The 24646-nt window shown below is 57.2% G+C and carries 23 protein-coding genes and 2 pseudogenes; 11 read left to right on the top strand and 14 right to left on the bottom strand.

All coding sequences use genetic code 11. The annotated features are described in order from the left end of the window. Position 1: 1 nt before the first annotated feature. From G9465_RS21130 to G9465_RS21100, 7 genes and pseudogenes are all read right to left on the bottom strand, one after another. Positions 2-1363, bottom strand: coding sequence for an NAD-dependent succinate-semialdehyde dehydrogenase (locus G9465_RS21130; protein ID WP_166974178.1), 1362 nt, complete (start codon positions 1361-1363; stop codon positions 2-4). Positions 1364-1388: 25 nt separating this feature from the next. Further along, positions 1389-2298 (bottom strand): annotated as a pseudogene (gene pdxS, locus G9465_RS21125) (pyridoxal 5'-phosphate synthase lyase subunit PdxS). Further along, complete coding sequence (locus G9465_RS21120; protein WP_166974175.1) at positions 2288-2581, bottom strand: helix-turn-helix domain-containing protein; 294 nt, start codon at positions 2579-2581, stop codon at positions 2288-2290. Before G9465_RS21120 ends, pdxS begins: the two are co-directional and overlap by 11 nt. 264 nt (positions 2582-2845) lie before the next feature. Beyond that, positions 2846-3853, bottom strand: a complete 1008-nt coding sequence (locus G9465_RS21115; RefSeq protein ID WP_166974172.1) for an agmatinase family protein — start codon at positions 3851-3853, stop codon at positions 2846-2848. After that, positions 3853-5178, bottom strand: coding sequence for an aspartate aminotransferase family protein (locus G9465_RS21110; protein ID WP_166974169.1), 1326 nt, complete (start codon positions 5176-5178; stop codon positions 3853-3855). The genes G9465_RS21115 and G9465_RS21110 overlap by 1 nt, the downstream gene beginning before the upstream one ends. A gap of 30 nt (positions 5179-5208) precedes the next feature. Beyond that, positions 5209-6306 (bottom strand): ABC transporter ATP-binding protein, encoded by a 1098-nt coding sequence (locus tag G9465_RS21105; protein WP_166974166.1) that lies wholly within the window; start codon positions 6304-6306, stop codon positions 5209-5211. A gap of 29 nt (positions 6307-6335) precedes the next feature. Next, on the bottom strand, positions 6336-7547 hold the full coding sequence (locus G9465_RS21100) for a PotD/PotF family extracellular solute-binding protein (protein WP_166974163.1): 1212 nt from the start codon (positions 7545-7547) through the stop codon (positions 6336-6338). A gap of 192 nt (positions 7548-7739) precedes the next feature. Between G9465_RS21100 and G9465_RS21095 the strand changes: the two genes are divergently transcribed. Further along, a complete protein-coding gene (locus tag G9465_RS21095; protein ID WP_166974160.1) occupies positions 7740-8636 on the top strand; it encodes an ABC transporter permease in 897 nt (298 codons plus the stop codon). Further along, entirely contained in the window at positions 8636-9457 is an 822-nt protein-coding gene (locus G9465_RS21090) for an ABC transporter permease (RefSeq protein WP_166974157.1), read from the top strand. The genes G9465_RS21095 and G9465_RS21090 overlap by 1 nt, the downstream gene beginning before the upstream one ends. A gap of 472 nt (positions 9458-9929) precedes the next feature. Here G9465_RS21090 and G9465_RS21085 read toward each other — a convergent pair whose 3' ends face one another. After that, positions 9930-11234 carry a glutamine synthetase family protein gene (locus G9465_RS21085; protein ID WP_166974154.1) on the bottom strand — a complete coding sequence of 435 codons (1305 nt, stop codon included), beginning with the start codon at positions 11232-11234 and terminating at the stop codon, positions 9930-9932. A gap of 217 nt (positions 11235-11451) precedes the next feature. Between G9465_RS21085 and G9465_RS25820 the strand changes: the two are divergent. Beyond that, positions 11452-11718: pseudogene (locus tag G9465_RS25820) on the top strand (glutamine amidotransferase); the annotation flags it as partial. A gap of 411 nt (positions 11719-12129) precedes the next feature. On the opposite strand, the gene G9465_RS21075 reads toward G9465_RS25820, so the two are convergent. The 3 genes from G9465_RS21075 to G9465_RS26465 form a co-directional block, all read right to left on the bottom strand. Next, a complete protein-coding gene (locus tag G9465_RS21075; RefSeq protein ID WP_166974151.1) occupies positions 12130-12618 on the bottom strand; it encodes an Lrp/AsnC family transcriptional regulator in 489 nt (162 codons plus the stop codon). Between the two features lie 177 nt (positions 12619-12795). Then, positions 12796-13302 carry an Lrp/AsnC family transcriptional regulator gene (locus G9465_RS21070; RefSeq protein ID WP_166974148.1) on the bottom strand — a complete coding sequence of 169 codons (507 nt, stop codon included), beginning with the start codon at positions 13300-13302 and terminating at the stop codon, positions 12796-12798. 52 nt (positions 13303-13354) lie between these two features. Continuing rightward, on the bottom strand, positions 13355-13783 hold the full coding sequence (locus G9465_RS26465; RefSeq protein ID WP_166974145.1) for a helix-turn-helix domain-containing protein: 429 nt from the start codon (positions 13781-13783) through the stop codon (positions 13355-13357). 1213 nt (positions 13784-14996) lie between these two features. On the opposite strand from G9465_RS26465, the gene G9465_RS21060 reads away from it, so the two are divergent. The 5 genes from G9465_RS21060 (at position 14997) to G9465_RS21040 (ending at position 20115) form a co-directional block, all read left to right on the top strand. Next, positions 14997-15770 (top strand): IclR family transcriptional regulator, encoded by a 774-nt coding sequence (locus tag G9465_RS21060; protein ID WP_166974142.1) that lies wholly within the window; start codon positions 14997-14999, stop codon positions 15768-15770. A gap of 211 nt (positions 15771-15981) precedes the next feature. Further along, complete coding sequence (locus G9465_RS21055; RefSeq protein WP_193571755.1) at positions 15982-16935, top strand: mannonate dehydratase; 954 nt, start codon at positions 15982-15984, stop codon at positions 16933-16935. Positions 16936-17124: 189 nt separating this feature from the next. Next, on the top strand, positions 17125-18189 hold the full coding sequence (locus G9465_RS21050; RefSeq protein ID WP_227015795.1) for a TRAP transporter substrate-binding protein: 1065 nt from the start codon (positions 17125-17127) through the stop codon (positions 18187-18189). A 24-nt stretch (positions 18190-18213) separates the two neighbouring features. Then, a complete protein-coding gene (locus G9465_RS21045) occupies positions 18214-18765 on the top strand; it encodes a TRAP transporter small permease (protein ID WP_166974139.1) in 552 nt (183 codons plus the stop codon). A 51-nt stretch (positions 18766-18816) separates the two neighbouring features. After that, complete coding sequence (locus G9465_RS21040) at positions 18817-20115, top strand: TRAP transporter large permease (RefSeq protein WP_166974136.1); 1299 nt, start codon at positions 18817-18819, stop codon at positions 20113-20115. A gap of 74 nt (positions 20116-20189) precedes the next feature. Here G9465_RS21040 and G9465_RS21035 read toward each other — a convergent pair whose 3' ends face one another. Then, entirely contained in the window at positions 20190-20354 is a 165-nt protein-coding gene (locus G9465_RS21035; RefSeq protein ID WP_394353989.1) for a HalOD1 output domain-containing protein, read from the bottom strand. A gap of 357 nt (positions 20355-20711) precedes the next feature. Between G9465_RS21035 and G9465_RS21030 the strand changes: the two genes are divergently transcribed. Beyond that, positions 20712-21482 (top strand): SDR family NAD(P)-dependent oxidoreductase, encoded by a 771-nt coding sequence (locus G9465_RS21030; RefSeq protein ID WP_166974130.1) that lies wholly within the window; start codon positions 20712-20714, stop codon positions 21480-21482. Here G9465_RS21030 and G9465_RS21025 read toward each other — a convergent pair. Both G9465_RS21025 and G9465_RS21015 read right to left on the bottom strand, forming a co-directional pair. Further along, positions 21474-22514, bottom strand: a complete 1041-nt coding sequence (locus G9465_RS21025; RefSeq protein WP_166974127.1) for an NAD(P)-dependent alcohol dehydrogenase — start codon at positions 22512-22514, stop codon at positions 21474-21476. The two genes, G9465_RS21030 and G9465_RS21025, sit on opposite strands and share 9 nt — an antisense overlap. 654 nt (positions 22515-23168) lie before the next feature. Beyond that, entirely contained in the window at positions 23169-23492 is a 324-nt protein-coding gene (locus tag G9465_RS21015; protein ID WP_166973132.1) for a hypothetical protein, read from the bottom strand. A gap of 71 nt (positions 23493-23563) precedes the next feature. Here G9465_RS21015 and G9465_RS26340 point away from each other — a divergent pair, with 71 nt between their 5' ends. Together G9465_RS26340 and G9465_RS21005 are read left to right on the top strand one after the other, a co-directional pair. Continuing rightward, a complete protein-coding gene (locus G9465_RS26340) occupies positions 23564-23752 on the top strand; it encodes a hypothetical protein (RefSeq protein ID WP_349674913.1) in 189 nt (62 codons plus the stop codon). A 257-nt stretch (positions 23753-24009) separates the two neighbouring features. Further along, entirely contained in the window at positions 24010-24636 is a 627-nt protein-coding gene (locus tag G9465_RS21005; protein WP_166974120.1) for a hypothetical protein, read from the top strand. The last annotated feature ends 10 nt before the right edge of the window (positions 24637-24646 follow it).

Genomic DNA, 24646 nt, shown 5'->3' with positions numbered 1-24646 from the left:
GTTACTCCACCCAGATCGTCTTCGCGTTGGTGAACTCGCGGATACCGTGTCTGGACAGTTCGGACCCGTAACCGGAGTCCTTGATACCGCCGAACGGTAGTCGGGGGTCCGATTTGACGACCTGATTGACGAAGACGTTGCCGGCGTCGATCCGCCGCGCGAGCGCCTCGCCGCGAGCGGCGTCCGCGGTCCAGACGCTCCCGCCGAGACCGTACTGGGTGTCGTTTGCCTTCGCGACCGCCTCGTCGTCGTCCGCGACCGGGAACATCGCCGCCACCGGCCCGAACAGTTCCTCCGCCGAGGCCGGACACTCCGGCGGTACGTCGGTCAGCACCGTCGGCGGGTAGAAGTGACCCTCGCGGTCGAGCGGTTCGCCGCCGGTTTCGACTGTCGCGCCGGCTTCGACCGACGCTGTCACCTGTTCGTGCAGCGTATCGAGCAAGTCGTCGCGGGCGAGCGGACCGACGTCGGTATCCGGTTCGAACGGGTCGCCGACGACGAGCCGTTCGGCCTCGTCGGTGAACGCGTCGACGAACTCCTCGTAGACGTCGACGTGGACGAAGAACCGCTTGGCCGCGATACACGTCTGTCCGGAGTTCTGGTTCCGCGCGGTTACGGCCGAGTCGACGACGTCGTCGATAGGGGCGTCGTCCAGAACGATGAACGGGTCACTTCCCCCGAGTTCGAGCACGGACTTCTTCAGGTTTTCTCCGCTGGCCGCTGCGACTGCCCGACCCGCTCTCGTACTTCCGGTGAGTGTCACGGCCCGTACGCGGTCGTCTGCGATGACGTCGCTGACGGTCTCTTCGTCCACCTGTAGCGACGTGAAACAGCCCTCCGGATAGCCTGCCTTCCGAAAGATGTCCTCGATGGCCTTCGCACAGCCAAGCACGTTCGGCGCATGCTTCAGGAGACCGACGTTGCCAGCGGTGAGCGTCGGAACGGCGAACCGGAACACCTGCCAGAACGGGTAGTTCCACGGCATGACCGCCAGCACTGGCCCGAGCGGTTCGTACGAGACGTACGTCTTCGTACCCGGAACCGACCCGATGCGCTCGTCTTGCAGGTGCTCGGCGCTCCGCTCGGCGTAGTAGTCACAGAGGTCGCCACATTTCTCCACTTCGGCGACGGCCTGCGAGATCGGCTTCCCCATCTCGCGGACCATCAGCTCCGCGTACTCCCGCGTGTTCGCCCGGAGGACGTCGCCGAGCGCTTCGGCCAGCTGTTCCCGCTCTCGAATCGGACGCTCGCGCCAACTGCGGAACGTCTCGGTGGCGTTGTCGAGTAGTTCTGTCACTTCCTCCTGACTGTGCTGTTCGTACGTGTTGAGTGTCTCGCCTGTCGCTGGATTGATCGTCTGCATTGTTTGGATCTCTCGTGTGTCGTTATTAGACGCCGCGGCCCTGCAGTTGCTCCTCTTCGGGCAGGTCGGCGTTGGCGTCGCCTTTCATGCCCTTGCCGACGTTCTTGCTGATTTCGGTGAGTTTCTCGGGTCGTCCCAGTTGTTGACGGCCTCGACGATGGCGGTGCCCATCGCCTCGGGTCCTCGGCACCGAAGATGCCCGAGCCGACGAAGATGCCGTCACAGCCGTGGTGCATCATCAGCGCGGCGTCGGCGGGTGTCGCGATGCCGCCGGCGGCGAAGTTGACGACCGGCAGGCGACCCATATCGGCCGTCTCGTGGACGAGGTCCGCGGGGGCCTCGTGCTCGCGAGCCCACTTCTCCCGTTCCTCGTGAGTCGCCCCGCTGAGCTTCCGAATCGCGCTTTTGATGTTGCGCTGGTGGTGGACGGCCTGGTTGACGTCGCCGGTGCCGGCCTCGCCCTTTGTCCGGATCATCGCTGCGCCCTCGTCGATGCGTCGGAGCGCTTCTTGCAGGTTGCGAGCGCCACAGACGAACGGCGCGGTGAACTCGCGCTTGTCGATGTGGTACCGGTCGTCGGCCGGTGTCAGCACCTCGCTCTCGTCCAGCATGTCCGCGCCCGCGGCTTCGAGTATTTCGGCCTCTTTCGTGTGTCCGATACGGGCTTTGCCCATCACGGGGATGGAGACTTCGTCGATGACCGCCTGTAGCGAGGCGGGGTCGGCCATCCGGGCGACGCCGCCACGCTTGCGGATGTCGGCCGGCACCGCTTCGAGGTTCATCACCGCGACGGCACCGACGTCCTCGGCGATGCGGGCCTGCTCGGGCGTGACGACGTCCATGATGACGCCGCCCTTCTGCATCTTCGCGAACCCGCGCTTGACGAGATCAGTACCGCGGCGGAGGTCCTCTAAATCGGTTGTGTCACCCCTCATATTCCTGGTCACACTGCTCTATGTTCTGGATGTACGCGTCGCTGAGCGAGTACAGTCGCTTTCGGGCGTCAGAGAAATGCACAGTGTATTCGACGAAACCCAACTGGGTCAGTTCCCTCACGGCGTGCCGAACCGTCCGCTTCGGCAGGTACGTCTTTTTCGCAAGCTCCTGCTGGGTGAGCGTGTTTTGGTTCTCCAGTACCTTGATTACCAACTTCGCGCTTGGTGGCAGGTCCGAGAGCGTTGAGAAGGTCACTTCAGACGGTTTCGTTGCTTTGGACATCTACATCAACCTATGGGCAAAGTTATGAACTTCATCCAATATAAGTATTTTTGTTTGTTTAGAGTCCAATATCGTGGGCGGGTAGTCGGGACGGTCGTGTGGACGAGAATTATCGGGCCGCTCCGGAACGGTACCGAACTGACGCACTGCCCGCTGCGGGCAGGCCTAAGCGGAAGAGTTGCGGCGTCTCGAACTACCGTCTGTGCGAACACGGAAAACCGGCCAGACGGTGGCTCGACCGGCAGACAGACGGTTGATGGAACCTTACAGACGACGTTCTAGGAACGCCGCGAGGAGATAGGAGGCGAGGTGCTGTGTGTTCCCGGTGGGGTCGTACTTCGGCGCGACTTCCATCATGTCGATGGCCTGTACGGCGTCGGTGCCGCCGAGGCGTTGCATGGCGGTCAGTGCCTGATGGGCCGACAGCCCACCGGGCTCGGGAGTTCCGGTGCCGGGCGCGACTGTCGGGTCGACGGAGTCGATATCGAACGTCACGTACACCGCGTCCGTCTCCGCCGCTGCCGCGTCAATCGCATCGTCGATAACCCGACGGATGCCACGCTCGTGTACATCCGCCATGGTGAACAGGTTGAGACCGACGTCGTCGGCGAAGTCGAAGAAGTCAGGTGCTTCGTATCCTCGAATGCCGACCTGACTCACGTGTTCGTAATCGGAGAACTCCGAGTTCGCGATGTGGTGTGTGACGGATCCGTGATACTCCTCGCCGAACAGATCGCTCTTCGCCGTCGTATCGGTGTGTGCGTCGATCTGGACGAGACCGACCGAATCGACGTCAGTACCAGTGGCGACCCCTCGAAACGCCGGATACGTGCAGTGGTGGTCGCCGCCGAGAAAGACGGGGAACGTCTGTGCCGCGATGGTTGCGACGTGGGCCTCGATGCTATCAGCGGTCTTCGAGGCGTTCGTCGGAAACACGGGCACGTCACCGCAATCGGCCAGCGACAGCGCCGAGTAATCGACCTGCTCGCCGGTATACATGTTCGTCAGCCCACCTTTGTAGCCCGACAGATAGGCCAACCACGAACTCGCGACACGGATTGCGTGTGGACCGTAGCGAGCGCCGGGTCGGTTGCTCACAGTCCCGTCGTACGGCGCACCGATTACAGCCGCGTCGGCGTCGCTGACGGCGTCTATCTCCGCCCTATCCGATTTGATGAACGTCTTGATACCGGCGTACGGCAGTTCCGTGTTCGCACCCGTCGTGGCCTGACGGAACGCCTCCGCTGCCGTCTCGTCTGTGTCGTCCGTCATCACTGCGTGCTCGCTTGAATCGCCTGTTCGAGTGACGTCACGGTGCGTTCTAGTTGGTCGCGCGTGATGGAGAGTGGGGGTTGGAACCGCATCACGTTTTTGTGGAAGCCACCGACGCCCATGATTATTTCCTCCGACTCCCGGAGATGGGACCCGATGTCCTTCGCTAGCTGTGTGTCCGGTGCTGGCGCGACACCAACCGGGCCGGTCGTATCAGGGTCGACGAGTTCGACGCCTTGCATCAGACCGAGTCCGCGAGTCTCGCCGACGACGTCGTACTTCTCTTCGAGTTCGGTGAGGCGTGCGGCGAGCCATTCTCCCTGCGTGCGCGCGTGGCTGACGAGGCCGTCCCGGAGCGCATCGATTGTGGCGAGACTGGCCGCACACGCGACCGGGTTCCCCCCAAACGTCGAGAGGTGGTCGCCGGCGCCGAAGGCGTCGGCGACCTCGGCAGACGCGGTGAACGCTCCGAGCGGCAGTCCGTTCGCGATACCCTTCGCCTGTGTGAGAATGTCCGGAACGACGTCGAAATGATCTACCGCCCACATCTCACCGGTCCGCCCGTAGCCGGTCTGGACCTCGTCGACTATGAGCAGGGCATCGTGTTCGTGTGCGATATCACGGACCCGTGTGAGCCACGCTTCCGAGGGGACGATGATACCACCTTCACCCATCACCGGTTCGATGACTATGGCGGCGAGGTCGTCCGACGTATGCGTGCCGATGACCTGTTCGATTCTGTCGGCACACTCTCCAGTACACGAACCGCCCTCACAGCTCTGGCAGCGGTAGCCGTAGGGAGCCTTGGCGTGTGTAACGTCGTTCATAGTGGGGGCCATCCCGTCTTTGTAGGCCTTGTTGCCGGTCAGTGCCAAGCTTCCGAGCGTGCGGCCGTGGAACGCCATTTCGAGGGCGACGACCTCCTTGCTCCCCGTGTACTTGCGTGCGAGCTTGATCGCTCCCTCGACGGCTTCGGTCCCCGAGTTACAGAAGAAGGTCTTCTGTAACTCGCCGGGCGTGATCTCCGCGATCCGCTCAGCGAGATCCGCGACAGGCTTGTTCGGGTGAACGTACGAACAACCGTGGACGAACTCGTCCAGTTGCTGTTTCGCGGCGTCGACGACCTGTTCGTTCCGATGGCCGACGTTCGTGACGGAGATGCCCGAGTAGACGTCGAGATACTCGTTGCCCTCGAAATCCTGCACGGTACACCCATCGGCTCGCTCCAGCGGGACGTTCAGACTCTTCCAGATCGGCATCAGATAGTCGTGATACTGAGATTCGATACTCTCGTTTGTTAGTTCCTGAGGCTTGTGTTTTGACATCAAACGTCTCCTGTAAGTTTCCCTGCGACTCTACTTCGAGACTAGCTCACCGGCATCGGCGCTGAACCCGACGACGACCTGGTCCCCTTCACGGAACCCATCGGAGCCGTCGACCTGCTGTTCGATGTGTAGCTCTACCGAACCGATTTCTACGTGGTACTTGTTGAACGAACCCTTATAGATAGTCTCGGTGACCGTTCCCGTCCATGTGTTCTCGACGCCGAGGTCGGTGTCCGGCTCGGCGACTGAGATCCGTTCGGGTCGTATCGCGACGGCGGACTCGCGCCCGGACTGGTCGGGCTGGTCCGTGACACTGATCTGTAGCTCTCCGGTGTCGACGACGTCATAGTTCCCGGTCGAGCGGTGGGTGCCCTCGAACAGATTGGTCTCGCCGAGGAACGTCGCGACGAACTTCGTGTCCGGATGTTCGTACAGTTCGTTGGCGGTCCCTATCTGCTCTATCTCCCCGTCGTTGATGACGGCGATGCGGTCACTCATCGTCAGCGCTTCCTCCTGATCGTGAGTGACGTAGATGAACGTGGTACCGAGCTCCTCCTGAATCTGTTTCAGCTCCACCTGCATGTGCTGGCGGAGCTTCCTGTCGAGGCTCGCGAGGGGTTCGTCGAGGAGCAACACGTCGGGCTCCCGGACGAGCGCTCTCGCCATGGCGACCCGTTGTTTCTGGCCGCCGGATAGTTCCGTCGCCTGTCGGTCTTCGTAACCCGGGAGTTCGACGATTTCGAGTGCCTGTTCGATGCGCTTCTGTCGCTCTTCTTTCGGGACCCCGTCCATTTCGAGGCCGAACGCGATGTTCTCCCCGACGGTCATATGCGGGAACAGCGCCCACTCCTGGAACACCATACTCGTGTTCCGTTTGTTCGCGGCCTGGGACGTGACGCGGTCGCCGCTGATGAAGACGTCGCCGTCGGTCGGCGTTTCGAGACCGCTGATCATCCGCAGTGTGGTCGACTTCCCGCATCCGGACGGTCCGAGGAGCGTCAGGAACTCACCGGGGCGGATCTCGAGGTCGACTCCGTTGACAGCGACCAACTCCCCGAACTTCTTCCGGAGGTTGTCCAGACGAACGGAGCCAGTGTCTTCGGTCTGATCCGGGTCGTCTTCGTCCATGGTTGCTCGTACTGATTCGGCAGACATGGTTAAATCCCCGCTCTAGATTTGGCTTCCGTCCACAGGTCTGTCCACTTACTCGTGATCGGTGAGAACTCGTACTGAGTCGTGCTCTCGATGATCTCCGGAGCGGCCTCAAAGCCCCTCTCGTCGAACATCAGTGCCTGCTGTTGCTCGTCGTCGAACTGGTCGAACGACTCCGTGTTGACCGGCGGGCTCTTCGAGGACGGCTCCCACGAGATCGTGTACTGACCCTTCTTCTTGATTATCTCTCGCTGGTACTTGACCGCTAGCTCACGATTCGAGGGGTTCTTGACGAGACACAGCCCCTCAGTCCATTGCATACCTCCTTCTTCGGGAATGACGACGTTGACCCAGTCGTGGCCGGCCGCCCGGAGGTCGCTCATCGCGAAGTTACCGACCGGAGCCATCACGATATCTTCCTGAAGCAGTGCCTGACGGAGCGCACTGGTCCCGCTGTACACGGCTTTCATATTGGAGAACATCGAGATGAGCTTCTCTTTGATGTCCGCCAGCTGTTCATCCGTCTGTTCGAACGGCGGATAGCCGAGCGTCATCGCTACCTTGGGGATGTTCCACGTCGGCCAGTCCATGATACCGATCTTGTTTTTGTACTGCCCATCGGGACCACCGGTCCAGAGAACCTCGTACGACGAGCGGTGTTCTTCAGGGACCTTCTCGGCGTTTACGGTCATCGAATCCCAGCCCCAGCGGGTCGGCAGTGCGTACATCTCCCCGTCCTGCACGAATGCGGACACCGGCCACTGGAAGTGTTCCATGAACGACTTCGCTTCGGGGTAATCCGACTGTTTGAGCGGTTCTATGGTGTCCGCGCGTGCGTGGCGCTGCGCCCACGTGTTGTTGAGTGTAATAAGATCGAACTTGTCGACTCCGCCGCTTTTGAGGATATTGAATCCCTCCGGGTCGTTCGAGACAAGTTTGATGTTGACTGTCGCGTCGTGTTTCTCCTCGAAGTCGCCGAGGATCGACTCTGCCCCGTATCCCTCCCACGTCAGGATGTTTAACGTCCGGTCGCCGCTGTTACTGGAGTCCCCGGTCGTCCCTGCTTCGCCGCTGCCACCACCGCCGACGTCGCGCTGTCCGCCGCAGCCAGCTATCGCTACGGCACCGACCGTTCCCGCGGCGGTGAGAAACTGCCTGCGTGTTCGATCGCTTGATCCGTTGGCTTCAGTACTCGATGGGTTGCTACTCATACTCATGCGTCTACACCATAGTCACACTCGGACAAATACTTATAGTTAACCATTATAATCAGACACAGTCTAAGATAGAGCGAATTGTGCTGGACTATATCCGGTCATATCGCTCCGCACCGTACTGGCGATACGAGGCGTGTGCCGTTACGTCCAAGAACCATAACGTATATTGGAGATGGTTCGGTATGGACACGTATGTCTCAGAAAGAGGTGAGAGATAGCGGTTTGATTGGGACAGCGTACAATCGACTGTCGCCACCGAAGAGCTTGCTGACGACCGCTGGACCGGTCGTCCTCCTGGAGGTGCTGTTGTTCGTCGCCCCGCTTGCGATCATGTTCATGATCGCGACGATGCGTATGGAAGATCTAGTCCTGATACCGGACTATTCGCTCAACAACTACGCTCGGGTCGTCAGTGAGTACGTCAATCGGTCCGCCTTCATCAACACCACGACGATAGCGGCCCTCACGACGGTTACGGCCGCTATCGTGGCGTATCCGCTCGCGTACTACATCGCGCGGTTCGGCGGTCAGTACAAGAACCAGCTGGCGATGTTGGTTATGATCCCGTTCTGGACGAACTACATCGTCCGGATCTACGGATGGAAGATCATCCTCGGTTCGCAGGGCGTGATCAACAGCGGCCTCATGTCTATCGGCGTCATCAACAGCCCCATCGATTGGCTGATCAACACGCAGTTCTCCATCTGGCTGGGGCTGACGTACCTGTGGTTGCCGTTCATGATTCTCCCGCTTTACTCCAGCTTAGAGCGGATCGATCCGTCGCTGATCGAGGCAGCGTACGACCTGGGCGCGTCCCGGGTCGCGGTCTTCCGTAGGATTATCCTCCCGCTCTCGATACCCGGTCTCGTCGGCGGCGTCATGTTCGTCTTCATCTTCAGCATGGGTGCCTACATCGTCCCCGCCATGTTGGGTGGCGGAGAGCTGTTCGTCGGGACGCGGATCGCGTATGAGTTCGGTATCGGCGGCGACTGGCCGATGGGTGCGGCACTGGGGAGCGTGCTGATGCTCATCGTCAGTGGGGTGCTGTGGTCGATGCTCGGATACATCAACGTGGAGGACCTCTTCTAATGAGTCTCAAAACCGACACCAAACCCGACACGGTGTCGCCTATCTCGCTCGGCTGGGAGCTTGTCGAACGACACTGGATCAAGGTCTGGGCGGCCGCCGTGTTCCTGTTCCTGTATGCGCCGATCATCGTTCTGATCGCCTTCTCCTTCGAGAAGGGGACGTTTTCGACGCTCCCGTGGAGCGGGGTCACGTTCAAATGGTATCAGCAACTGCTGACCAACAGTCGCCTCATCAACTCGGCGTTCAACAGCCTCTACGTCGGCGGTGTCGTCACCGTCGTCGCGACGGTGCTGGGTACGCTCGGTGCTATCGCACTCGTCCGGCACGACTTCAAGCTGAGCAACGCGTACCGCGCGCTCGTCATCGCACCGATGACCGTGCCGGGGCTGATTCTCGGCGTCGGGTTACTGATGTGGTTCAAATACGCCGGGCTGAGCACGTCGCTCAAAACCGTGATGATGGGCCAGCTCGTCTTCGTCACTCCGTTCGTTCTTATCACGGTGAGTTCGCGACTACAGGGGTTCGACCCCGAACTGGAGGAAGCCGCCCGTGACCTCGGGGCGAGCAAATGGGAGACGTACCGCCGCGTCACGCTCCCGCTGTTGATGCCCGGCATCGTTAGCGGCGCGCTGTTCGCCTTTACGCTCTCGTTCGACGACTTCCTCATCGCCTTCTTCACCAGTGGCGTCGAAAACACCCTCCCGATATTCATCTGGTCGAAGATCCAGCACGGGACGAGCCCGGTTATCAACGCGATCAGCACTATCGTTCTCCTTTTCAGCATCTCGCTGATAGTCGTCAGCGAGATACTGCTCGATTAGCCGAAAGAACCCACTGAGACACTCTCTTTCTCGCGGTCCGTTTCCTTCGAGCTGCCCGTTGACAGGACGGTGCAGGGGTGACCGTCACGTCGGTGCGGACGACTCCGAAGGAGACAGTCTCGCGGTCGTCGACCACTTCGACTGCGCTTGTGTGCAGTCAGTTGGCAAGCGACAGGAACCGCGTGCGAGCACACGCCTGATGGGTTCGTCCGGAGGCGTCGACGACCTGCTGTCCGTTACAGCGGACTGTCACGGCTGTTCGTAGTTCGCGCGCTCGGTGCCCGCTCCACATCTGCTAAATCAGGACGAGTTCGTGCGGACGGCGGTCTCGGCACCAGTCTCGCGGGACCGTACGGTCGCTGTCTCGCCTGACGACTCGCGCTCCGACCCGTCACGTACTCAGTGCGGTGTTCGTGTCAGTGGTGGACGGCACGGTTCGGAAACTGAAGAGCGTGAGAGAACCGATACGGCGCTACAGGGTTTCGAGGTACTGTTCGCGTTCCCACTCGGTAACGCTCTCGTTGAAGTCCTGTAGTTCCCGCCGCTTGGAGGCGACGTACGCCTGGACCAACCGGTCACCAAGCATCTCGCCGAACACTTCGTTCTCTTCGAGTGCCTGTAGGGCTGCTTCGGGGGTCTGTGGTAGCAGCGGACGCTCACCAGCCGGGTTCCCCGTGACGGGGTCGTCCGGCACGATCTGCTTCCGGATTCCGTCGATACCGGCCGCGAGTGTACTCGCGATGACGAGGTAGGGGTTCGCGTCCGCGCTGCCGATTCGGTTTTCGATCCGCGTCGTTCCCTGCGGAATCCGCAGTGAGACCATTCGGTTGTCGAACCCCCACGACGCCGTGTACGGGGCGAAGCCCTCCGGGTCGTATCGTTTGAACGCGTTGAGCGTCGGTGTCTGGAACGCGGCCAGTGAGTCAGCGTGTGCGAGCAGCCCCCCGAGGAAATACTTGCCCTCGTCCGACAGCCCCTCTCCCCGCGTCGTAAACGCGTTCTCGTCGCCGTCGAAGGCGCTGACGTGCAGGTGGTACCCGCTTCCGGCACGGTCACCGAACGGTTTGGCCATGAATGTCGCCCACTGATCGCACGCGCTGGCTGCCTGCTTTACCACTCGTTTGAAGTCGAACGTCGTGTCGGCCTGTGCGAGCGGCGTCCCGTAGTCGAAGAGTATCTCCAACTGTCCGGCACCGTGTTCGTGCTGAAGTGAGGTCAGATCGACACCGTAGGCGTCTGCCCACTCGCTCAGCCGATCATAGAAGGGCGAGACCTCCTCGGTCGCCCACGAGACACACTCGTGTTGATCCGTGGTCGCCGGTTCGTACTCTCCTTCCATCGAATCGAGCAGGTAGAACTCCAGTTCGCTGCCGACGTAGAAGTCGAGAACGAGGTCGCAGTTATTCAGAACCCGCTTGAGTACGTTCCGTGGTGAGGCCACCACCGGCTCTGACTCGTATTCGATATCGCAGATGACCCGTGCGGTATTTTGCCGCCATGGAAGGACACGGAACGTAGACGGGTCCGGGTGTAACGTGCCGTCGCCGTACTCTATCTCTTCGCCGTATCCCGACCCCGTCGGTAAACTGTTCCGCGGCGTCTGAAACAGGAGGAGCAGATTGATCGGGAACCCGTCCTCCCACGAGTCCAAGAAGTAGTCCGCAGCGACCGTTTTGGAGCGGGATATCCCGTTGACGTCCGCGAACTCGACGAGGACGTGCTCGATGCTTTCTTCTTCTATCCGCTGTTGCATGGCTGTGGCGTTTGGCTCGGTCATGATCTGTTAGGATGGTCCGTGAACGGCGGACGTACATCGACCCTCACGGGACACACGTCTGGGTAATCAACGTATTCAGTATGGTCAATAATGGTACTTGAATCTTGCTCTTATAATGTGGGAATTCACTCCATCCTATACGATAAGTGGTGCCTTGAAATGGACGAGAGTCAATATTAGATAGTTTTATTGGGTTTGGTACAGTATCTGAGAGACGATGATACTGGTTCTCGACAACGAAGTACAGCCCGACTACCGGTATCTCGGTCCGGAGATCGAACGTCTCCTGCCGGATAGCCAGTATGTCGTCGGCGCGGGTGACACAGCGCCGCCGGAACCGGACGAGTACGACGGGGTCGTCCTGAGCGGGAGCACGGCGAGTGTCTACGAGAGCGAACACGAACCGTGGCTCGAACCGCAGTACGACCTCATCGAGCGGTGCATCGACGAACGGATCCCGCTGCTGGGGATCTGCTTCGGTCACCAACAGGTGAACTACGCTTTAGGTGGCACGGTCGAGGAAGACAGGCGCCGCTCGACGTTCGTCGAGATGGAACGGAAGCGTCCCGACGAGGCGTTAGCCGACGTCGACTCGGTCGTACCGGTCCTTCACGCCGACCTCGTGACCGAGCTAGGGACGGCATGGAAGCGACGGCGAGGACGACCTACAACGAGTTTTTCTGTAGTACACATCGAGACGCACCACTCTGGACGGTGCAGTTCCACCCCGAATTCACGCCGCGGGTCAGCGACCGCCCCAGCGACTGGGCCCGGGAGACCGCTCGTTTGCCGACTCAAACGCGACACTGGTCCTCGAGAACTTCGCCGACTACTGCGACCACTGAGCCGGACGCCGACGATTCGCCGTCCCAGTCGAGCGATGCTCGTTTTCTCATCAGGAATCGGAACAGAGAGCCGTCAACGAGTCCTCCGGGTACGCTGTCAAGGGGTTCGTCGTGTCCTTTACCGTCGTAATCACAAACTGCGAGCTTGTCCGGTGGACCTCGTCGATTGTCTCAAGCCGTGTCACCAAGTCCTCCACCATATCCCTGTCCGCCAACTTCGAAATCACGATGAAATCGATGTCACCCATCATGAAATACACTTTGTTCACACCCTCTAGGGCGCTCAACTTCTCGCCGACGGCGGTGTGAAACCCCTCCTGATACTGCGCGCTCACTTCTGTTATCAGTGTGATCTTCAGACCAACTGCCGAGAGGTCGACAGAGTACAGTTCATCTTCAATGACGTTCTGCTCTTTGAGCTTGTTGAGGCGGTAATGCACCGTCGACTTCGGGATACCGGTTTCGTCGTGAATCGACTCGGGGCTTCCGGTCCCGATATCCGAGACCGCAGATAGGATGCGGATGTCGGTTTCATCCATAGTACAACTTAGATTGGCGTTCTTAAACACAGTTCCAATCAGCTATATATTGCCGGTTCATCTCCGACACGAAGACGACCTTACGTTTAGAGGGCGTAGGAGTCAGTGCAGGGAGTCGGGGCCGATATCGCTCGGACACGGCGTCATGTGGCTTCCCTACAGTGACTGTCCTGTCCGCTACTGTTCGACCGCTTTCTGTTGCATACTGAGGTTATCGAGCAGCGTCTCCGTCTCGAAATCGTTCAACGGACGGTTCTCGTCCTTTATCGTCATTATAACGAACTTCGAACTCGTCCGGGCGACTTCGTCAATCGCCTCAAAGTCCTGAACGAGCCGTTCCACCATCCCCCGATTGGCGAGATGTGAGATGACGACGAAATCAGTGTCACCCATAGTGAAATACACCTGGTTGACACCTTCGACTTCACCCAGTTTTTCACCGACTTTATCGTGGTAGCCTTCGCTGTACTCGGCCATCACGTTGGTAATGACCGTGATGTTCAGCCCGATCTTCTCAAGGTCGACATCGAACAGGTCGTTCGTAATGATCCCCTCTTCGCGAAGGTTGTCCAAACGGTAGTGGACTGTCGACTTCGGAATGTCGATCTCTTCCGAGAGTTTCTCCGGACTGCCGGTGCCTAGTTTCGCTATCGCTGCCAGAATTTGAACGTCCTTTTTATCCATAGTTGCTCTGCCGACAGATATGAGCCACACTATTGAATACCTTCCGACTAGCTTATAGTGTTATTGACTGTAGAACAGCACTAGCACGTATTGCGGCGACAGCTGGTACGTACTTAGACGAGTCCTTTCCGGACAGACTTTTTCCGGGTCTGAATCCCGAGAAACAATTTTCAGGTGTCATTGGTAGGTGTATACAGCTTCTAGTCACGTCCATCTTCCCAGGTAGTTCAGCGGTACAACGTAGCCGGCTTAGATTCGGGCCGAGAAACCGCAGACAGAGGGCGTACTGATTTCCGTCCTGATTGACGTATCCGAGTCGTTTGAGTGACGTAAGGAGTCGGTGGACAGTACTCTTCGAGACCGGAAGGCGGTCGGCCAGCATTGACCGGTTCGCCGTCGCCAGTTCGTTCAGCGTCTCGATGATTCTGCAAAGGGTTGTATCGGATTTTACGCCTGTTGTACTGGGCTCTCCCTCAGACATAGGCATTCAACCCGAATCTGCCATCGAGGCCACTTCCGGCGTCCCGGAACGTTGCTGAGCATGGGCTGGGACGTATAGGCTACTCCATTCCCGAGGACTCCCGCCAACATACCGTAGCTTAGGGGAACTCATAGTACTCCGACGACTGTATCCACGCGCTTGGGTTCTTCGGATCATATACGTAGAGTGTGTTGTTGTCCAACTCTAGTTCCGCGTACTCCTTCTCCGTGTCGGGGTCCGTATTGTTGTGTCTCATGTCTGTGTTGACTGGCGGACGTGTCCCAACCACCGCGCCCGTCCGACACTTCAGGTCTCGTTCGCTCGTAGCCCGCCCACCTATGAATTGGATGTGGTTCCTATTATATCTTTTTAATGGGACTGCATCTCATACCAACCCATATAGTAGGATTGCATCCGTAATAACTGGGTTTTCGTGTATCACAGTGTGACGGCTAGATGAGGAACCGTTGACACTCACAGATTCTGACGGCGATCTAATCGGAAGCATACCTCCAGAAGTACGGCTGCTGAACGCGACCTGAAGGTACCTCCGAGTCCGCTGACACCTGCCGGAGTCCCTGTGGCAAAAACAACACGAGACCCCGTATACGGTCAAGAGTAGGGTAACGGCGGTTTGGAACTGCCGCAGTCTACCAGACCAACACTGTGGGACTACCTGCACCCGAAAGGTCTGTTCGGCTTGACGACGTATGGCGGCGAGTACTGAGCGAATTGTACGGAATACGTCGAGATTCGCTCTACTATCACTCAAAATCACCGTTATTCTCCAACTCACAAATTATATTTCTCCATATTCTTTCTATCTGTCTCTATCCCTTTTTCTACTCTAAATATGAGCCTAAAATTTGGAAATGTGGTTTTATGTCTGAACGGTTCGAGATTTTGGGTACTCAATATTGAATTATTAGCCTCGGATACCGTCCATTTGTTTTCTGATTTATCGATCTGCTCTTTAGTCTCGTCACTTTGACAGGGTGTATGATGATTTTCAAAGACCATCTTCGTAACACTAGTACTCTTGTTATCCGAATATGGCGAGAGGTACACTATAAGTGGAAGGACGCTGTTGGTATGTGTGTCAGAGACTATCATCAGGTACTTTCAAACTATACATTCTACCGAGATCTTCTTGGAAAAATGGGTTCTTCCACCCATAGTAGAATTTATACGTGCCTTCATCGTTATACGAAGTATGAATATAGACGGGTCAGACGACGGCGGAAAGCGGGTCAGCGCTGTTCAGCGAGCATTCGAAGTCATCGGTGTTTTGAGAGACTCTGGAACAGTACGGATAAACGACGTTGCAGAGGCGCTCGATATCCCGACCAGCACGGCACATGTACACCTCAAGACACTGGAATCCGTTGGCTACGTTGTTCAGGGCGACGACGGCTACCGGCTCGGGCTCCGGTTTCTCAGAGACGGCGCTGTGGTGAGAAACGACTTGAACGTCTACTCGACCGCCAAACCCGAGATCGATGAACTGGCAGAAACCACGGGTGAAGTCGCAAATCTCGGTGTCGAGGAGAACGGACAGCGGGTTATTGTCTACCAATCAGAGGGAAGCGAGGCAGTCTATGATAACGCACTCATCGGAGAGTACACGAATATGCACTGGACTGCATTGGGAAAGGCGATTCTATCCGAACTACCTGAGGAGTACGTGCGTGCGATTGTCGACCGATACGGGCTTCCGGCAGCGACCGAGAGCACTATCGACACCTCTGAGACGCTCTTCGAGGAACTTGAGATTATCCGGGAACAGGGTTTTGCGCTAGAGGACGAAGAACGACGAACTGGGATCCGGTCGATAGCCATTCCACTCAATGTAGAAGACCGCATCGTCGGAGCAGTCTCGCTTTCAGGGCCGAAAGAACGATTCGACGACGGTCGTATCGAGAGCGAACTACTGCCAGCCCTCAGAGATCGGACGAACGTCATCGAAGTCAAAACCACGTACGAGTAATCGCTTCTGTTATCGAATCTGGAGTGAGCAAGAAACAGATGGTCAACGACAGAATAGTCACAGCGAGGATTAGCTAATTCCACCGATAGTGGACCCATCATGATACCGTGTCTGAACATGCCGCGGTGATACCTGAGTACTGCCCATACTCACTCGACATTGTACGGGGGTGGGAAACCTATATATATGAGGAATCACTCACTCCGGTCGTATGAATACAGCACTGATGCTGCCGCCATCCCCAGATAGGCGGTGGACACTTGCGAAACAAATGGGCGTGGATCGTGGTGTCGTCCGCTTTTGGGGAGTCGACGAGTGGTGGGAGTACGACACGCTCTTGCGAACGCGCAATCGGTTCGAAGATCACGACATCCCACTTCAGGTAGTCGAAGATAGGCCACCGATGACGAAGACGGTCCTCGGCGAGGAAGGCCGTGACGAAGAGATAGCGACAGTTAAGCAATTACTCAGGAATATGGGGAAGGTAGGTATCGAGACGTACTGTTGGGTGTGGACGGAGAATCCTGTTGGTGTTCTTCGGACGTCCGATTCGATACCGGACCGAGGTGGGTCGCTACTAACCGGCTACGATCACGGATTGAGCGAGCGAGCAGACAATCACCCCGCAACGGGAATTACGGAAGACGAGCTCTGGGAGAATCTCCAGTATTTCCTCGACGAGGTCGTTCCAGTGGCTGAAGAAGCGGGTGTGAAGATGGCACTTCATCCCGATGACCCGCCGGTTTCGCCGGTTCGAGGCGTTCCTCGCCTCGCGACTTCCCTCGAGAAGTACGAACGTATTCTCGACCTCTATGACAGTCCGAATCATGGTGTTACCTTCTGTCAAGGGAACTTCGCCGCGATGGAGACCGATGTTCCTGCCGCGATTCGGCGTCTCGGCGACCGCATCCACTTTGTCCACTTCCGTGACGTCGCTGGTACGCCCGAATCGTTCGTCGAGACGTGGCACGACGATGGACCGACAGATATGCGCGCTGCTATCAAAGCTTACCGCGACGTCGGATTCGACGGCCCGATCAGACCTGACCACGTTCCAAAGATGCTTGGTGAAGAAGACCGCGAGGGTGTCCACGCTGGCTACACAGACATGGGACGCTTGTTCGCTATCGGATACATCCGCGGGTTACTCGAACAGACAGCGTAGTCACGACAAATCCCGCGAGGCATATTTTTCAGACCTGCTTTACGATACTGATCAGCTGGCAGCACGTTGGCCGCGTCGAAGAGATCGGTTGCGACAGACGTCTGTGGTCCCCAGGCGACATGCTCAGACTATAATTGAAATGTATTATTGGGAAAGATATAAGTAGTAGTGTAGTGCTTTGGTGAATGTATGTCACAGCAGAGCCGAAGAAGTTTCATCGAACAGATCGGTGTCCTTGGCGGCGCAGGCACTCTCGCATCGCTCGCAGGTTGTTCCGGCGACGGCGGAACGGGCAGTGGCGATGGCGGTTCTGGGAATAACGGTACCACGGGCTCCAGCGATGGCGGGTCAGGTGGCGAGACTCAGATGCTCATCGGGAGCGTCTTTCCCAGCGGTCACGTTATCAACGAGATGGCCAACTCCTGGGCAGAGACCATCGCAGAAGAAACCGATAACCGCGTTTCGATAACCATCGAACCCGCCTTCGGCGGGGAATCTGAGGTCATGGAACAGACGCGCATCGGGTCCATTGACGGTACTATCATCGGAACCCGATGGGTTATCGACTACGACCCCAAAAACTTCTGGGTTGAGTCGCCGTTCGTCTTCGAGAACTGGGAGCAGCAGAAACGGGCATTCCAAACAGAGTTCCTCGAAGACGGGAAACAACGCCTCCGGGAGGAAGGGAACCAGCGGCTCGTCAATCAACCTGTCTACCGGGGTTACCGACACACGTCAGGTAAGAGCGCATTTGAGACCCCTGCAGACATCAAGGGAATCAACCTCCGCGTTCCGGACCTCTCACCGTGGGTGAATATTTGGGAAGGCATTGGTGCCAGCCCAACAACGGTCGCCTTCGACGAACTGTACAGCGCGCTCCAGCAGGGCGTCGTCAAGGCACAGGAGAACCCAGCAGAGACCGTTCTCTCGGCGTCGCTGTACGAGGTGCAAAGCCACTATACGCTGACCCAGCATCTGGCGTCGACTGGCTGGTTCACGTTCAACACCGACACGTTCTCCAGTCTGTCCGACGAGGACCAGTCGGTGCTGACCGATACGCTGACGCAGGATATCAAGGAGCTCAGTAGTAGTATCGAAGAATCGGAGTCGCAAGCTATTGAGGAACTCAAGAACGAAGGGATGGAAATCGTCGAGCCGGACCGTGAAGCCTGGCTGTCGGCGGCGGAAGAACCACTTAAAGCACAGTTCGAATCGACATGGGAGCCGTCGCTAGAAGAAGTGCGAAACATTTGAGAGGGCGGCCAAATACACTGAACTATGGTTGAGAACAGCACCAAACCGACACCGACCCACTACGTCGATAGGGTAGTCAGGGTCGCCGCACTGTCTCTGTACACGCTGATGATACTGGTCGTCGGGCTACAGATACTGACCCGATGGGTACTCGGGTCGTTTATCGGCAGTAGCCTACCGTGGACAGTCAATCTCTCACAAATGCTCCTCGTCTATGTCACGTTCATCGGCGCTGCAGTCGCAAGCGGTAAACGCGAACACATCTCTCTCGATCTCCTATCGTCACGGCTGTCAGGCGGTTGGATACGGCTCCTCGCAGGGTTCCGTTCTGTACTCGTTATTGTGTTCGTTGGCGTCCTCATCTCGGGGGCGTATCCGCTCTATCTGCAGAACAGGGGCTCCGTCATCGGGGCATTGCCAACCCATCCACCATTCACGCAGGCCTGGCTCTACGTTCCCGCCGTCGTCGGTGGGGCAGTCATCATCGTTTACAGCCTCCGTGATCTGTGGGAAGTGGTTGCTACACCGGACGCTATCGTCACAGATCTCCGTGGAGGGAACATCGATGAGGACTAACGCGTTTTTCGACCACGTGTGGCAGCCACAGCTACAGGAGGTGCGGCGCTGATGGCCGATATCACCCTCCTGAGCCTGTTCGTTGGGATACTGCTGGGGCTCTATCTATTAGAGGTCCCGGTCGTCTACGCACTCGGATTGACGAGTCTCATCCTGATGTTGACCACATCGATTCCGTTCGAGCCGTTACTCGTCGCCCAGACGATGGTCAGCGGAAGTAACTCGTTCGTCCTGCTGGCGATTCCGCTGTTCCTCCAGACGGGCCTGCTAATGAACGCACTCGGTCTCACAGACGTCATCTTCGACTTCGCGAAAGCGATCGTCGGGCCGATTCGCGGAGGCCTTGCGCACGTGAACATCGTCGCAAGTATCATTTTCTCTGGGATGACTGGAACGGCGGCGGCGGATGCGGCCGGTCTCGGTGCCATCGAGTATCAGGCAATGCGTGACGAGGGGTACGAAGAGGGGTTCAGTGTCGCTGTCACTGGGTCGTCGTCAATTATCGGCCCCATCATCCCGCCTAGCGTTCCGCTCATTATATACGGCGTCATCGCACAGGTATCCATCGGGACGCTGTTCATCGCAGGCCTCATCCCCGGCCTGATTATGGGACTGGGGCTGATGGTTCTGTGTACGGTCTACGCCCACCGACGGGGATACGAACGCGGTGACTGGTGGTCTCCTGGTAAAATTGCCAAGACCGGATATCGGGCACTTCCGGCACTTGGGACCCCCATTCTCATTATCGGCGGTATTTTGGGTGGGCTGTTCACTGCGACGGAGGCGGGTGCAATCGCACTGTTCTACACGATTCTGATTGGGACCGTCTTCTACGATGCCCTCAGCCTGGAAGAACTGATCGACAGCTTTGAGGACGGGATGACGCGGACGGCATCGCTCACGTTCATCGTCGCTGCCGCCGCATTGTACGGATTCCTCATCCGGCGTGCTCAATTGCCGGAAGTCCTCGCCAACGCCGTCACGACAGTCTCGACCGACCCAATGGTCATTCTGCTCCTGATAGCGGGTGTGCTATTCGTCGTTGGCCTGATGTTGGAGACCATCGCGGCTATCACGATTCTCACGCCAGTCTTCCTGCCGGTCATCGAGCAGACGGCCATCAGTCCGATTCACTTCGGCGTCGTGATGATCATCACGTTGATGATCGGCCTGCTGACGCCGCCGTTCGGCGTCATCCTGTTCGTCCTCAACGCGGTTACGGGTGTCTCGCTCGAACGAATCACGCGGAATATGTTGCCGTTCTACGTTCCGCTCTTAGTCGCTCTCATCCTCGCGATTATCTTCCCAGATGTCGTTATGTGGCTCCCTCGAACGATGGGGCTCGCCTGAGCCACTCGTCTTCAGAGCCGAATCTTCTCTTTTCGAGGTGGATAAGAAAGTTCAGTAATCAGGGCCGTCCTAGTTTATTCTTGGTCGCAACTAACAGTCCCACCAGTATTGATGGAAATATGCTGCCCAGCATACGTAAACTCGAGCGAGAAAGCGGTGTTATCCTCGTCGAGAGAATCTAAGAGCGTATCCAATGCGTCCGGGTCAATTGTTTCGTACAACGGTGGGAGTTCGGTCATATCTCGGTCTGCCGACTCTGCAATGTGCCGGACAATAGCTCCAGAAACCGAGTCGACATCCTGTTTGGCTGTCTCCATTCCTGATTGATGAGTCGACATTTCTCGGTTGGTGGATTGACTGTTCACACACATAATATCTTCTAACCGCTGTCGCGTAGTATTCTCTGGAATCGTGTCGTAGCGATTAAATCCTGTAATCGTATTTTGAACCTTCAATAACACAAAATCCGACAATCCATCTACAAGCGCTCTTCGACGTCTGTACGAAGAGATCGACACACCCGATCGTATGCTGATCGTCCATCCTCCCGAAACAATCGTAAGAGTAAGGCCACGGTAGCTGGATATACAACTCGTATGACTGACCCAGCAGCGCAGACAGTCAGCGTCGCAGATAAGAACGCCGTCGTCATCGGCGGCACGAGTGGTATCGGTCGGGCAATCGCGCTAGCCTTCGCAGACGATGGGGCGAACGTCGTCGCAACGAGTCGGCACGAGGACGCCGTCGAGACAGCGGCCGAAGAACTACGCGACCGTGGGGCAGAGACGGCAACGGTCACCTGTGACGTCCGAGAGATGGAATCTATCGAGCGCCTTTACGATGTGGCGTCGAATGAACTGGGCGAAATCGACGTACTCGTAAATTCCGCTGGCTCTGTCGCAAAGGCATCAATTACCGAGATGGAGGCTGAAGATTGGGCGCGAGATATCGACACCAACCTCACCGGTGTCTTTCGTGCGTGTCAGGTGTTCGGTCGTGAGATGGACTCGGGCAGTATCGTCAATATCTCCTCAATGTCAGCCGGACAGGCCCGAGAACAGCGACCAGCCTACTGTGCGGCGAAAAGCGGTGTGAATGGTCTCACCCGTGCCGCAGCCGCCGACCTCGGTCCCGAAATCCGCGTCAACGCGATAGAACCCGGTTTTGTCGAGACCCCACTTGCGGGGGATGCCTTCGCGGAAGGGACCGAACTCCGGAAGCAAATTGACGAACGGACGCCACTCGAGCGTGTGGCACAGCCCGATGAAATCGCCGGCGCTGCCGTTTATCTTGCCAGTGATGCGGCGTCGTTCACCACCGGTGAGACACTCACCATCGACGGTGGGTACGACGACAGTTCACTCTGAGTGGTCGCTGACGCGAACGACCCCTTTCACGCTCTCCGGTTCAAGCGCACGGTCGAACGCTGCCTGTGTCTCTTCGAACGCCTGCTCGAAGCTCACGATGCTGTCGACGTCGAACCGTCCTGCCTGAATCCCCGCTATAGCGTCGGTGTACGTGTCGCTGAATCGGAACGACCCCTTGAGATCGTACTCGTCTCCGATGAGCCCGACAACGTCGGTCGGCAGGTCGGCATCAATCGGGATACCAACGAAGACGATAGTCCCACCCCGTTTGACGGCGTCGGTCGTCAGTTCGATTGCACTATCGGCACCCGAGCTCTCGATGACGGTATCGACCCCATCGCTATCGACCTGCTCGTGAATCACACTAACTGGATCAGCGGATGTGACGTCGACCGTATGGTCTACACCCTGTTGCTCGGCCAGATCAAGTTTCCCCGCGACTACATCTGTCAGGACAACTTCCGCACCCCGAGCCAAGGCGACCTCTGAAACGAGTTGACCGATGGGGCCACCACCTGTGACAAGCACTGTATCGCCCTCTGCCACGTCGCCGCGTTCACAGGCGTGCATAGCTACACTCAGTGGTTCAACGAGTGCCCCTTCTCGGAGTGAGACTGCATCGGGGAGCGGATAGACCAGTTCTGCAGGCCACGCGACGTACTCTGTAAGCGCGCCGTCTACCGGCGGTGACGACATGTACTCCATCTCTTCACATAGATGGTATCCTTGCTCCGTTGTACAGTACGAACACTCCCCACAGGGGATACCAGGTTCGATAGCGACGCGGTCAGACGCGGATACAGACGTGACATCGCTCCCTACGTCCACGACTGTGCCTGCCGATTCGTGTCCCAGTACATGAGGGAAGTCGACGCGGTTACCGCTGTTCTCGCCGTGCTGGTAGTAGTGGAGGTCCGATCCACAGATGCCAACTCGATCAATACGGACTAATACTTCGTCAGGTTCGGGGTTCGGCTGTTCTCGCTCAATTACGCTAAGCTCTCCAACATCGGAGAGGACACATGTTCGCATGGTTGTGATTCGGAAAACTAATATTTAACATTTTTGGTGGTGTCGGTCCATCTTTGGTTGGTTGTAGTGTAGAGATTGGAGAACTTCGTTCGTAGGTTTTGCAAACACTCGTTTCATCGACGATAGATAGTATCGGATTTCCAGTTCTCGATATTTGAGTCCGATACCCTTACCGAAATTATGGTTTGTTTTTGATAGTGTAAACACGCTGACGGGCATCTTTGAAATTAGGCCGTGAAGTGATCGCATCCATTTGTTCGAGTTGTCTCAAAGCAGATCGAACTGTCCTGCCAACCAGAAGCGTTTCTTTTGCAATTTCTTTCTGCGTGAGTTCGCCTTCATATTTGAGTGCCTCGAAAACGAGTTTGGCACTCGGTGAGAATCCCGAGTATCGTGTCCATATGCTCGTTGAACACATCGACGACGTCGGCTTCGATCCGGTCGATCCTCGTCCGTTCGTCAGTCAGTTGCTCGACCAAGTCCTCGCGTTCATCTCGGAGGTCTCCGGCACGGTCGAGCGAAGCTCATCGAGTTTCTCTTCCAGCTCTTCCTGTTCCTGCCGGCTTGACTCGGTATCTTGACCGCTTTCGTCTATTTCATCTTCTTTGTCCGCAACCTGCCCATTTTGTCATGTATCTGGTCCCGTATCCGCTTTCAACGCTGTTCAAATTTGCGTGTATCAGATTTTCCATCTTCAATAGTGGCTAGTTCGTCACTGGTCTTGTCCTCTTGACCTTCTAATTCGCGGATTCTATTTTTAATGTCGTCGATATCGACGGGACGCATGATACTCTCGCGAAGGTCGTCGCCACGGGCGATAGATTGGCGCGCTTCGTTGGTTTCGAGCAGGAACGCGAAGAGATCAGCAACTTCGGGGTCGTCGAGGTTCGCTGCTCTACGGACAGGACGTGTTCGAAGGCCGTCTCGCCGCGTTTGCTGCTCACGACGACTGGGACGGCTACCTCTTTCCGTCTCCACATGGTTCGGGTGGGCTAGTCTCTCGTTGGACGGTCTGGGACAGGTTTACAGGGCTCTCCGACCGTGCGGATTTGCTCGACGAAATCGACGGCGTGTCGCCAGCACCGAAGATAGGGCGGCGATTCCGGTACGACGCCTATTCCGCCTCACTCGACGTCGTTCTCGACAGTCTCGACGAGATAGCGACCGAACAGGGCAGTGCCAGCGCTGACGTCGTCCTACAGAACTATCTCTCGGATTCGCGCGCTCGGAAGCTCTGACGGGAGTATATGCGGGCCCAGTTGGGTGCTGCATTTGGGTGATAAAGAACATAGTAATCTAAACTCAGCATGAATCATTTCATGGGTTTCTATAGGCGTTCGACCTCGGCACCCACCCCATCTTGGTGTGTCAATCGTCTACGGCACTCTGAGCAAACGATGGCAAACACTATGATGTATCGACTGGAGAGAACGATATACAGACGATGGCCCAACATGATACGAGTCTTGGGGATGTATGTCGTGCCATTATACGGGTGAGTTACAAAGACGCACTCACGGTTGGTTGGTCGAGTCCACTGTTCATCCTCGGTTCGATTCCAGTAGTTACTCTCGGTGCATCGATTCTAGCACTCAGTGAGATGTGGATCGAGATTATCACCTCCGAGTCGAAAGGGAGACCTGTAAGCGAGCGAGAGCGCTTCGAGACGTTTGTCTCTGAGTGGCGTAACAACATACTCGCTGGCCTGCCGTACAGCATTCTGTTTATTGTAATTGTAGGTGGTGGATATCTCTACCTTGTAGTCGGAGCTACAAGCGGGAACATTCTTGCGCTCCTTTGGGCACTACTCAGCCTGTATCTAATCGTCATTGCCCTTATTTGGATGTTCAGGGCTGCCAGTATTCGGATGAGATCTGTCCCAGAGGACAGATCGGGATTCCGGTACACGATGGAGAGAGCTGCTTACAGTCTCGCTGAAGAGCCTGCATTCACCGTACTCTACTTTGTCTGGGGCGGGTTTGTAATTTCACTCTCGCAGATTTTTCCACCGGCTTTCGTCCTCTTGGGTCCCGGAATACTTGCTGTGACCGAAACCGTTGCTTTCGAAGAACTATTCGGCGACGGGGCCGAGAGAATTCGATTCGGATACGTACGCCGATAATAAAAAGAGA

This window comes from Haloarcula sp. JP-L23 (assembly GCF_011602445.1).
GTDB classification, from domain to species: Archaea; Halobacteriota; Halobacteria; order Halobacteriales; family Haloarculaceae; genus Haloarcula; species Haloarcula pellucida.
The sequence above is the reverse complement of the archived record's forward strand: the minus strand, read 5'-3'. Positions and strand labels throughout refer to the sequence as shown.